The sequence below is a fragment of the Dactylosporangium sp. NPDC000555 genome (assembly GCF_040300025.1).
Taxonomy (GTDB): Bacteria; Actinomycetota; Actinomycetes; order Mycobacteriales; family Micromonosporaceae; genus Dactylosporangium.
The window spans coordinates 1-10,863 of sequence record NZ_JBEPDB010000144.1; the positions used below are offsets into that span (position 1 = coordinate 1).

Sequence of the window (10,863 nt, forward strand, 5' to 3'; positions counted from 1 at the left end):
GCGGCCCGCCTGGTCGGCGTCTACGGCGCGAGCCTCATCGCGGCCGGCGCGCTGCGGGCCGACCCCGCGATGGGCTTCCCGACCGGCACCCCCGAGGGTCCCGGCACCGTCAGCTGGCACGGCCTCGGCCACCTGGCCGCGGGCGGCATCGGCTTCCTGTGCGTCATCGCGGCCACCTACGTGCTGGCCCGCCGCCAGCCGCGCGGCCTGGCGTGGTACTCGCGCATCTCCGGCACACTGTTCCTGGCCGGGTTCGCGGGAATCGCGTCGGGCAACAACGCGCCGGGGCTCACGCTCGGCTTCGTCGCCGCGGTGATCGTGATCATGACCTGGCTGGCCGTCGTCTCGGTGCGCCTGTACCGCTCCGTCCACTGCTGCTGATCCCCCGCACCACTCGCGGGACACGGGCCGATGTGTCCGGTGCTGACGCACCGGACACATCGGCCGTTGGTCATGCCGCCCGCCACCGCGGCTGCTTCTCACCCGCCTTCAGCGTGCACCGCATCTTCGTCCCCGCGGACGTGTAGCCGGTGGCGCCTTCCGGGGTGCAGAACGCGCCCGGATGCACGATCGGCCCTCCGCCGCCGCCGGCGGCGGGCGCGGTGGTTTTCGGCGCGGGCGGTTTCGTCGTGGTCTTGGTAGCCGCCGGGGTGGCCTGCTTCGTGGTCGCCGCGGTCGTCGGCACACGGGGCTGGGCGACCGTCGGAACGGCGCCGGCGACGGGCGGCGACGGTTGCGATGCCGGCGACGACGACAGCTCTGGTGACGGCGATGGTGACGGCGATGACGGTGACGGACTGGGCGAGTCCGTGGCGGACGGGGACGGGAGTTGGGCCACCGCCTGCCGTGGGGCGCCCTGCGCCGGCTCGGCACGGGGGCCGCAGCCGGTGAGGGCGAGCAGAGCGAGGACGGTGATCGAGAGGTGGCGGATGGTCACCGCCGGATCTTGCACCGGCACGAACCCGGAAGACGATCGGCGGACCAGGCAGCGTCACGCGCCGTTCGTCGTCCGGCTCGGTCGGCTGATCAGGCCAGGTCGACGGCCGGGTCGCGCGCTCACGACGCCGAAGCGGCGGCGCGCAGCACAAACCCGCCACCCTCGCGCCGGCCGACGCTCAGCAGGCAGCCCGCGGCGTCGAGGCGCTCGCGCAGGCCGTCGAGGCCATGACCGGCGCCGGTGGAGCCGTCACCGCTCGGACCGCGCCCGTCGTCACTGATCTCCACGGCGGCTCGGCCAAGGCGGATCCAGCAGTGCTTGGCGTCGCTGTGCCGCACGACGTTGGTGACACCCTCGCGGACCACCCAGGCGAACAACTCCTGCCACCGCGGGTCGACCTCCTCGCCGGTGACCGGCACGTCGGCCTCGATGCCGGCCGCGTCGAGCGCGCTGCGCGCCGAGGCGAGCTCGGTCCCCAGGGACATCTCGCGATACCCGGCCACCGCCGCGCGCACGTCGGCGAGCGCCTCGCGGACCAGCCGCTGGATGTCGGCGAGCTCGGCCTCGGCGCGTTCCGGGGCGAGCTGCACCAGCCGGCCCGCGAGCTCGCTCTTCACCGACACCACGGTGAGGGAGTGGCCGAGCAGGTCGTGCAGGTCGCGGGCGAACCGGTCGCGCTCCGCGGCGACGGCCAGCCGGGTGATCTCCTCGCGGGCCTCGGCGAGCTGCGCGTTGCGCTGCACCAAGCGGGTCACGCCCCACACCGCCAGCGCGGCGACCATGACCGCGAACGTGAGGCCGATGTCGCCGTCCCAGCCGGGCACCGCCCGCGGCAGCACGAACGCGCACGCCGTGCAGGCCAGCACGAAGCTCCACGCGCCCCGGGCGGGCAGGCTGAACACCGCCATGACCGCCATGTACACCAGGGACGTGAGGCCGGACTCGCCGACGATCACCGTCAGTACCGCGGCCAGTGCGGCCATCGCGCCGAGTCGCAGCACGGCCCGCGTCAGCGCCGGCGGCTCGGCGGTACGGCCGAAGTGCCGGCGGATGGAGAAGAAGCCGACCAGGTAGGTCGCGCAGAAGGCGAGCGCGGCGGCGAGCCCGGCGGCGCGCCGCAGCGGGTCGGGCTGGTGCCAGGCATGGACGATCGGGCCCGTCATGTAGAACAGCCAGACCGCCGACCAGCTCCAGAAGAGCCGGGAACGGCGGCCGGCCAGGACCTGCGACATGTCGAACACGGTACCGAGGCTCAGGCGCGGGCCGTGTCCACGCGGAACCGGCGCAGCGCGATGAGCGCGAACGCCAGGGTCCAGCCGGCCAGCACCGCGATCGCCTGACCGTCGACGTGGCCGTGGTCGAGCGGGCTGCGCGCGACCTCGCCGGTCCAGTAGGACGGGGTCAGCTTCGCGATGTACCGCAGCGTGTCGGGCATCAGGCTGACCGGGACCCAGAGCCCGCCGAACGCGGAGAGGGTAAGGGTGATCAGCGTGGAGACCTGCTGGACGCTGTCGGGCTTGGCGAGGTACCCGATGACGACACCGAGCGCCGCGAACGGCAGCGACGACAGCCACGCCCCGGCGAAGCACAGCACCCACTCGGCGGCGGTGAGCCGCACGTGCAGGCCGGCGGCGCCGACAATGAAGGTGACGGCCACCGGCAGCACGCCGACGAGCAGGGCCAGCAGCACCTTGTTCAGCACGTACGCGGCCGGGGACAAGGGCGTGAGCCGCAGGGTGCGGTTCCAGCCGAGGCCACGCTCGACGGCGATGGTGCCGCCGCTGGAGATCGCGGCCGTCATCGCGCCGAACAGCCCCATGCTGACCATCACGTACTTCTTCGCGTCGGCGTCGCCGCCGACGGAGACGCCGCCGATGATGAGCACGAGCAGGGCCGGCATCAGCGTCGAGAAGATCACGACGCGCTTGTTGCGGAACAGGCGGACGGCTTCCAGCCGCATGTACGTGGAGTTCACTGGATGCTCCCGGCAACGGTGAGGGCGATGAAGGCGTCTTCGAGGTTGCGGCTGGTGACCTCGATGTCGCGGGCGGGCGTGGCGGCCAGCAGCGCCCGCAGGGCCGCGTCGGAGTCGTCGCAGTGCAGCAGCACCATGTCACCGCGGGACTCGACCCGCTCGACGCCGGGCAGCGCGGCGAGGCCGGCCAGGTCGGCGCCGGGAATCGTGGCGCGGATGGTGCGGCCGGACACGGTGGCCTTGATCTGGGCGGAGGTACCGTCGGCGATGACCCGGCCGGAGCGCAGCAGCACGATGCGGTCGGCGTAGTCGTCGGCCTCCTCCAGGTAGTGCGTGGCGAAGAGGACCGTGCGCCCGCGGGCCGTCTCCTCGCGCATCGACGCCCAGAAGGCGCGCCGGGTCTCCACGTCCATGCCGGTCGTGGGCTCGTCGAGGACCAGCAGGTCCGGGTTGACCACGAGGGCCATCGCGAAGCGGATCCGCTGCTGCTGGCCGCCGGAGAGCCCGGCCACGCGCTGCTTGGCGAACTCGGTGACGCCGGCCCGCTCGAGCACCTCGCCGACCGGGCGCGGGTTGCGCTGCAGTCCGGCGGCCAGGCGTACCGTCTCCTCGGCGGTCAGGTCGGGCAGCAGCCCGCCGGACTGCATGAGGGCGCCGACCGTGCCGCGGGCGATGGCCTTCTCCGGTGTGTCGCCGTAGAGGCGCACCTCGCCGGTGTCGGGCCGCTGCAGGCCGAGCAGCATGTCGATGGTGGTCGACTTGCCCGCACCGTTCGGCCCGAGCAGCGCGACGACCTCACCCCGGCGGATCGTGAGGTCCAGGCCGTCCACGGCGGTCACCGGGCCGAACCGCTTCGCGAGCCCGGTGAGCTGGACTGCTTCGTTCGTCATACGAACAGCATGGCGGCCCATCGATCTTCGGCGGGCTGCGTCGCGTCACCCGCACCCCCGTGACAGATGTAATGCCGTACCGGATGTCAAGCGGCGGGACGACGGCCCCCGCGCAGCCGCCAGGCGACCGCGCCGCCGGCGAGCAGCACGACCACGGCCGCGCCGATGATCCACGGCGCGGCCGAGCTGCCGCCGTCGCCGCTCGTCCCGCCGGCCGCGGTCGCCGGGGTGGCCGTGGTCGGCGAGTCCGATGCCGTCGCCGCCGGTGCCGGGGACGACGTGGCGGCCGAGGACGGGGCCGCGGCGGCCGGGGCGAGGGTCAGCGTCGGCGCCGGGTTGTCCGGCTGCGTGCCCTGCTGCGGGATGTCGATCCACCGATCGACGCGGCCGTCGCTGTACGTCACCAGCGTCTTGAACGACAGCGTCGTGGTGTCGGCCGGCAGCTTGGCGACCTTCACCGCGTACTTCGCGCCCTGCTTCGCCGCCAGCGCCGGGCCGGCGACCGTGTACCCGTCCGCGGCCTGGGTCAGCGCCCAGCCCGCCGGGCCCGAGACGTACGCGACGTCGGCCGGGGCGATGCCGGCCGGCAGGGCGACGCGGACCGACACGATCGAGGCCTTCGAGGACTCGTTCTCCGCGTCGAACGTGATCGTCACGTCGGTCGCGCCCGCCTGCGCCTTGTCGGCCTTGACCCCGACGTGGGCGGAGGCGGGGCCGGCGGTGCACAGGACGACGGCCGCGGTCACGGCGAGGGCGCCCGACAGCGAGCCCAGAAAACGGCGAATCAGCACGAACGGTTCCTTCCGGAGACGGCGACAACCAGCGTAGACGGCGCGCGGGAAACACAGCGTCGGCACTGTGGGCGCGTCGCGGCCATCGGCTGGTTCTCCACCGTCCCCGAGGTCCGCCGCCGCCAACCGCATCGCCACCCTGGCGGCCGAGGGGCGCTGAGCTGCGGTCCCGGCCCCGGCGGAAGGCGCCGCGCCGGGTCGCCCGATCGATGGATCGGGCACCGAATCCGCTACGCGCAGTGACGACAGGCGGCACTATGACGGTGCCATCGTCCCCCATCGTTCGGAGCCAGAGGTCGATGCCGAGCCGGATGCGACGCGCGGCGGAGCGCACGCTGCGCCGGTACGCGCGCGAACATCTTGATACGGACACCGCCCGACGCGATGCATGCGGCGACGGCGGCCATGCGGCCGAGCCGCCGGCGCTGCTCGGCCCCGGCGGCGAACGCGTCGACCCGGCCGCGCTGCTCGACCGCCGCGGCGAGCGGCTGTGGCTGCTCACCGCGCCCGGTGCCGGCGGGCCGGGGCCGCTGCGGTGGCTGCTGCGGGCCGCGTGGGCGCGGGCCGCCGCCGACCCGGCCGTCGCGCAGCGACCGGTCCTCGTCGACCTGGCCCGCCTCGCGGCCGACGGGCCGGTGACCGCCGCGGCGGTGCTGCGGGCCGTCACCGGGGCGGCCACCGAGCACGGGTACCTGGTCCTGGTCGCCGGCCTCGACGACGTCGGCGGCGCGGTCCGGGCGGCCGTGGCCGGGCTGCCCGGACCGCTCGCCCGCACCGCACCGGCGTCGACGATCGTCACGTTCTCCCACGCCGAGCCGGTGCCCGGTTTTCACATTCCGGCGGTGGTACTCCCGGATGCCCCGCCACGCCGCGACTCCCACGTGGACGACGGGATCTGGGAGGGGCTCGCCGGCCGCCTGCGCGACCAGCCGCCCTGGCCCGCGGGGCTGGTCGCCGACGCGGTGGCCGCCTGCGCCGCCGCAACGGAGCCGCTGCGCTGGCGGATCATCGACGACCTCACCACGCTCGCCGACCGCCGGCTGCTGTTCCGCGCCGCCCTCGCCGCCGGCGCGTGCGACGACGACGGCGTGCACCGCGCCGCGCGCAGCGAGATCGAGTCCCTCGCCGGTACCGCACCCGCCGCCCGCGACGCGCGCTGGCTGTCCCGCCTGTTGACCCTGCTGCCGGTGCTGGATTCCGGCGCGCCCGCCCCGTCGCCCGCCCCCCACGGCTGGGGCGGGGCGCACGGGTTGCCCGCTGCCCGATCGGTACTGCTGCGGATGGCGGCGACCGGGCGGCCCGGTTCGGCGCCGCTCACCCTCCTCGCGCGGCGCGATCCGGCGGCGGCGATCGCGGTCGCCGAGGAGTCCGGGAGTCCGCTCGCCCTCGACGCGGTGGCCGGGGCCGCGGACGAGCCGGCCGTGGCCCGCGCCGTGCTGGGCCGCTGCGGGGCGGTGCCCGGGTGGGAGCCCGCACTGGTGTACCGGGCCCAGCTCGACCGCGCGGTGGCCGCCGCCCTGCTCGCCGAGCGCGACCGCGGCGCCGGGCCGGTCGCCGCGGGCCGGTGGCGGGGGTTCGCCATGACGCGGGGGACGGCGTACGGCCGGCTGCTCGACGACGTCCTCGCCCGCCCGTGGGCCTGGCCGCCGCACGCCGCGCCGCTGCTGTTCACCCTCGCCCAGGTGCGACCACCGGCGTCGGCGGCGCCGATCGCCGTCGCGGCGCTACCGTGGGCCGCGACCGGGGCCGTGGCCGCGACGCTGGCGGTGCTCACGTGCGCGCGCCTGGCCGGCGGGCACATCGGGCCGCCGGTCGCCACCCTCGCGGTCCTCGCCGGCCTCGCGGTCGCGGGCGCCCTGCTCGTGCGACGGCTGCACCAATGGCGAGCCGGCGTGGCCGCCGTCACGGGTATGTCCATCGGCACGTCCGCCTCGGCCGGCGCAGCCGCTTCCTCCGGCGCGGACACATCCACCGACGCCGCATCCGCCGGCACGGCCACTTCCGGCCGCCCGGACACAGCCACCGACACCCCCACGACCACCGGCAGCACCGCATCCACCGGCGCCACCACCTCCGGCCACCCGGACACAGCCACCGACACCACCGCATCCACTGGCACGACCGCATCCACCAGCGCCACCACCTCCGGCCACCCGGACACAGCCACCGACACCACCGCATCCACTGGCACGACCGCATCCACCTGCACCACCACCACCTCCGTCGGCACCACCACTTCCGGCCGCCCGGACACAGCCACCGGAACCACAGCTACCGCCGGCACCGCCCCGGCCGCCGGGGCTACCGCTTCCGCCGGCGGGGCCACCGCCGTCGTTGCCGTCGGTGGGAGGGTGTCCGCCGGGGGCGGTGTGCCCGTGCCGGTGCGCCGGGAGAGCGTGCTCGCCGCGGTGCTCGGTGTCGGGCCGGCCGTGATGGGCATCGCGCCCCGCGCCGGCGCGCTGGCCGAGCCGCTGCGGCGGGCCTGCATCCGAGCTGGGGTGCCGGAGGCCGAGATCCTCCACCTGCTGGGCGCCCTCGCCGCGCGGCGGGCACGGCTCGGTGGTGCGGTGGCTCCCGCCGTACCGGAGCAGGCTTCTCGGCGGGACGAACGCGAGCGTAGCGGCGGCTGAGCGCGCTGTGTCCATTGCTCGAACACGGCGCGCGGCGCGATCCCCCCGGTGCCGTCAATTGGGCGCTCGGCATCGCGAGAAGCCGAGTTCGGGAGGCGCAGCCCGTGCCTGCGATCCGCGTCGCCCGATCATCATGTTCGCCGTGATCACGGAGTAAAAATGTACGAAAACCAGCACGTTCGCTCCGTGATCACGAAGAACCCCGTGCGCTGTGGGCGCCGGACGCATGACCACGCAGACTTTGCTCGGCCGACGGCCGCTGCCAGCTTCCGATGCCGACATGCGCCGGGAGTTCCCGCACCTGCCGCTCGACACGGTGCCGGGCCGCCGCCCGGAACGTTGGGTCAACGTGTTCATCAAGGAGACCTACATCCACTGCGCCAAGCACATACCCCGGCTGCGGAGGGTGACCGCCGAGGAGCGCGCGTGGGGTACCGACGACACGCGCCGCAAGGGGGTGACTTCTTCGCGGCCGCGGCCGATCTTGCGGGTACCGTTAGGCGATGAACAGCTTCTTCGACAAGGTCAAGGATCTCGCCAACCAGCACGACGACAAAATCGACCAGGCCCTGGACAAAGCCGGCGAGCTTGCCGACGATCGCACTGGCGGCAAATACACCGAGCAGATCCAGAAGGGTGTCGACGCGGCCAAGGAGCACACCGGCGAAGGCGACACCACCAAGAACTGACCGAAGTCCCACCGCGCCCGGCACTCCCGGGCGCGGCCCGACCGGACGATCCTGCCGGCCGCCGCGACCGCTGAGTTCAGGCCGGACGCCGCCGGGCCGGCGCTGCCGCAGGCCGTGCGTCCCGCGTGGCACCCCGGGGAGCCGCGCCTCGACGACTCGCTCGCGCGCGCCCGCGCTCGACCCGGCGGTGGCCCCGCGCGACCTGGTGGAGCTGTGCGGGTTCGGCTTCGTCGCCGGCCAGGACGCCGAGACGCACGAGCCCGCAGGCCGCTGCCGGCGCTGCCGTGCTTCCTCGCCGAAGCGGAGCTGTTGCAGGGCCTGTTCCAGGGCCGCCACCGCGACACGGCGGTCAGCGCCGCCGAGGGCCGGACCCGGCCGCGCCCGCCGCAGGAGCCACGGATCGCACGTCGGCGGCGCAGGGGCGGTCCCACAAAAAAGCGCACCCGAAGCTCAGCGTCACGGCCCGTGGCGACCTCGCCTCGCCGGGTGACGATGACAACGGTATCCCGTCGACACGAGTGACGAACACGCGATATTCTTGACTCAATCCAGAAAAGTGGGCGAGACTCTCACCCGTGCGCACTACCCTCCGTGCCTGTGGGCCGAGGTGAGGTGCGCCCACGTCGTCTACCGGGGCTTGTGCCCCTCCCCGGCCACCGGCCGGCCGATCGCTGCATCCGACTGCGAGCCATAGGAGAGCAACGTGGCAAGTGAGAACAACGGCGTCATCTCGGGCGAAGCTCCCGTCCGCCCGCCCCGCTTCAACCGGGACTGGTGGCCGAACCAGTTGGACGTGAGCGTGCTGCACCAGAACCCGCCCGCGGGCGACCCTCTGGGCGCGGACTTCGACTATGCCGAGGAGTTCAAGTCCCTCGACCTCGCCGCCGTCAAGGCCGACATCAACACGGTGATGACGACGTCGCAGGACTGGTGGCCCGCCGACTACGGCCACTACGGCCCGCTGTTCATCCGGATGGCCTGGCACAGCGCGGGCACCTACCGCATCACCGACGGCCGCGGCGGCGCGGGCTCCGGCGACCAGCGCTTCGCGCCCCTGAACAGCTGGCCGGACAACGCGAGCCTGGACAAGGCGCGGCGGCTGCTGTGGCCGGTCAAGAAGAAGTACGGCCAGAAGATCTCCTGGGCCGACCTGCTGGTCCTGGCCGGCAACGTCGCGCTGGAGTCGATGGGCTTCAAGACGTTCGGCTTCGCCGGCGGGCGCGCGGACGTCTGGGAGCCCGAGCAGATCAACTGGGGCAACGAGGAGACCTGGCTCGGTGACGAGCGCTACAGCGGCGACCGCGAGCTCACCAAGCCGCTCGCCGCTGTGCAGATGGGCCTCATCTACGTCAACCCGCAGGGGCCGAACGGCAACCCGGACGCGCTGGCCGCGGCCCGGGACATCCGGGAGACCTTCCGCCGCATGGCGATGAACGACGAGGAGACCGTCGCGCTCATCGCCGGCGGGCACACGTTCGGCAAGGCCCACGGCGCCGCCCCCGACACCAACGTCGGCCCCGAGCCCGAGGCCGCCCCGCTTCAGGAGCAGGGCCTGGGCTGGAAGAACGCCCACGGCTCCGGCAAGGGCGGCGACACCATCACCAGCGGCCTCGAGGGCGCGTGGACGCCCACCCCGACCGCCTGGGACAACAGCTTCTTCGAGACGCTGTTCAGCTTCGAGTGGGAGCAGACGACCAGCCCGGCCGGCGCGACGCAGTGGACCCCGACGGACGCGGCCGCGGCCGACCTGGTGCCCGACGCGCACGACCCGGCGAAGCGCCACGCGCCGATGATGCTCACCACCGACCTCGCGCTGCGCGTGGACCCGATCTACGAGCAGATCTCGCGCCGGTTCTACGAGAACCCGCAGGAGTTCGCCGACGCGTTCGCCAAGGCGTGGTTCAAGCTCACGCACCGCGACCTGGGGCCGGTCGCGCGGTACCTCGGCCCGGAGGTCCCGGCCGAGCCGCAGCTGTGGCAGGACCCGGTCCCGGCGGTCACGCACGAGCTGATCGGGGCCGAGGACGTCGCCGCGCTCAAGGCCACGATCCTCGCGTCCGGCCTGTCGGTCTCCGAGCTGGTCGCGACCGCCTGGGCGTCGGCGTCGACGTTCCGCGGCACGGACAAGCGCGGCGGGGCCAACGGGGCGCGCATCCGCCTCGCGCCGCAGCGGGAGTGGGAGGTCAACGACCCGACGCAGCTGGCGCGGGTGCTGGGCACCCTGGAGCGGATCCAGCAGGAGTTCAACGCCGGTGGCAAGCAGGTCTCGCTCGCCGACCTGATCGTCCTGGCCGGTTCCGCGGCCGTCGAGCAGGCCGCGCAGGCCGGCGGCGTCGACGTCGAGGTCCCCTTCACACCGGGCCGCACCGACGCGTCGCAGGAGCAGACCGACGTGGAGTCCTTCGCCGTGCTGGAGCCCACGCACGACGGGTTCCGCAACTACCTCGGCAAGGGCCACGCCCGACCGGCCGAGCAGCTGCTCGTCGACCGGGCCCACCTGCTGACGCTGAGCGCCCCCGAGGCGACGGTGCTGGTGGGCGGCCTGCGGGTGCTCGGCGCGAACTCCGGGCAGTCGCAGGCCGGCGTGTTCACCGCCCGGCCGGGCGTGCTGAGCAACGACTTCTTCGTCAACCTGCTCGAGTTCGGCACCACGTGGACGCCGACCTCCGACGAGGAGGAGACGTTCGAGGGCCGCGACGCGGCCACGGGCGAGCTGAAGTGGACGGCCACCCGAGCCGACCTGGTGTTCGGCTCCAACTCCGTGCTGCGCGCGCTGGCCGAGGTCTACGCCAGCGACGACGCGAAGGAGAAGTTCGTGCGTGACTTCGTCGCCGTCTGGACCAAGGTCGTGGAGCTCGACCGGTTCGACGTCGCCTGAGTCGCCCGATCCGAACGCACGGGGCGCCGGGGGGGGGGGCCCCCCCCCCGGGCCCGCCCGCCCCCCGGGTTTT

9 protein-coding genes are annotated in these 10,863 nt (G+C 74.0%); 4 read left to right on the forward strand and 5 right to left on the reverse strand.

Annotated features, from left to right (window positions below; genetic code table 11):
- Positions 1–381: DUF998 domain-containing protein (locus tag ABT297_RS41390; RefSeq protein ID WP_350559110.1), on the forward strand; the 381-nt coding region annotated here is incomplete at its 5' end.
- Between the two features lie 70 nt (positions 382–451).
- On the opposite strand, the gene ABT297_RS41395 is transcribed toward ABT297_RS41390, so the two are convergent.
- The 5 genes from ABT297_RS41395 to ABT297_RS41415 all read right to left on the reverse strand — a co-directional run bounded on the left by ABT297_RS41395 (position 452) and on the right by ABT297_RS41415 (position 4,593).
- On the reverse strand, positions 452–937 hold the full coding sequence (locus ABT297_RS41395) for a hypothetical protein (protein WP_350559113.1): 486 nt from the start codon (positions 935–937) through the stop codon (positions 452–454).
- A 119-nt stretch (positions 938–1,056) separates the two neighbouring features.
- On the reverse strand, positions 1,057–2,169 hold the full coding sequence (locus ABT297_RS41400; protein ID WP_350559116.1) for a sensor histidine kinase: 1,113 nt from the start codon (positions 2,167–2,169) through the stop codon (positions 1,057–1,059).
- 20 nt (positions 2,170–2,189) lie between these two features.
- Positions 2,190–2,912 (reverse strand): ABC transporter permease, encoded by a 723-nt coding sequence (locus ABT297_RS41405; RefSeq protein WP_350559119.1) that lies wholly within the window; start codon positions 2,910–2,912, stop codon positions 2,190–2,192.
- On the reverse strand, positions 2,909–3,802 hold the full coding sequence (locus ABT297_RS41410; RefSeq protein ID WP_350559122.1) for an ABC transporter ATP-binding protein: 894 nt from the start codon (positions 3,800–3,802) through the stop codon (positions 2,909–2,911). The genes ABT297_RS41405 and ABT297_RS41410 overlap by 4 nt, the downstream gene beginning before the upstream one ends.
- An 86-nt stretch (positions 3,803–3,888) precedes the next feature.
- Positions 3,889–4,593 carry a DUF1775 domain-containing protein gene (locus ABT297_RS41415; protein ID WP_350559125.1) on the reverse strand — a complete coding sequence of 235 codons (705 nt, stop codon included), beginning with the start codon at positions 4,591–4,593 and terminating at the stop codon, positions 3,889–3,891.
- Positions 4,594–4,904: 311 nt separating this feature from the next.
- On the opposite strand from ABT297_RS41415, the gene ABT297_RS41420 reads away from it, so the two are divergent.
- From ABT297_RS41420 to katG, 3 genes are all read left to right on the forward strand, one after another.
- Positions 4,905–7,223 carry a hypothetical protein gene (locus ABT297_RS41420; protein WP_350559128.1) on the forward strand — a complete coding sequence of 773 codons (2,319 nt, stop codon included), beginning with the start codon at positions 4,905–4,907 and terminating at the stop codon, positions 7,221–7,223.
- A 503-nt stretch (positions 7,224–7,726) separates the two neighbouring features.
- On the forward strand, positions 7,727–7,912 hold the full coding sequence (locus tag ABT297_RS41425; RefSeq protein ID WP_350559131.1) for an antitoxin: 186 nt from the start codon (positions 7,727–7,729) through the stop codon (positions 7,910–7,912).
- A 703-nt stretch (positions 7,913–8,615) separates the two neighbouring features.
- A complete protein-coding gene (katG, locus tag ABT297_RS41430; RefSeq protein WP_350559134.1) occupies positions 8,616–10,790 on the forward strand; it encodes a catalase/peroxidase HPI in 2,175 nt (724 codons plus the stop codon).
- The last annotated feature ends 73 nt before the right edge of the window (positions 10,791–10,863 follow it).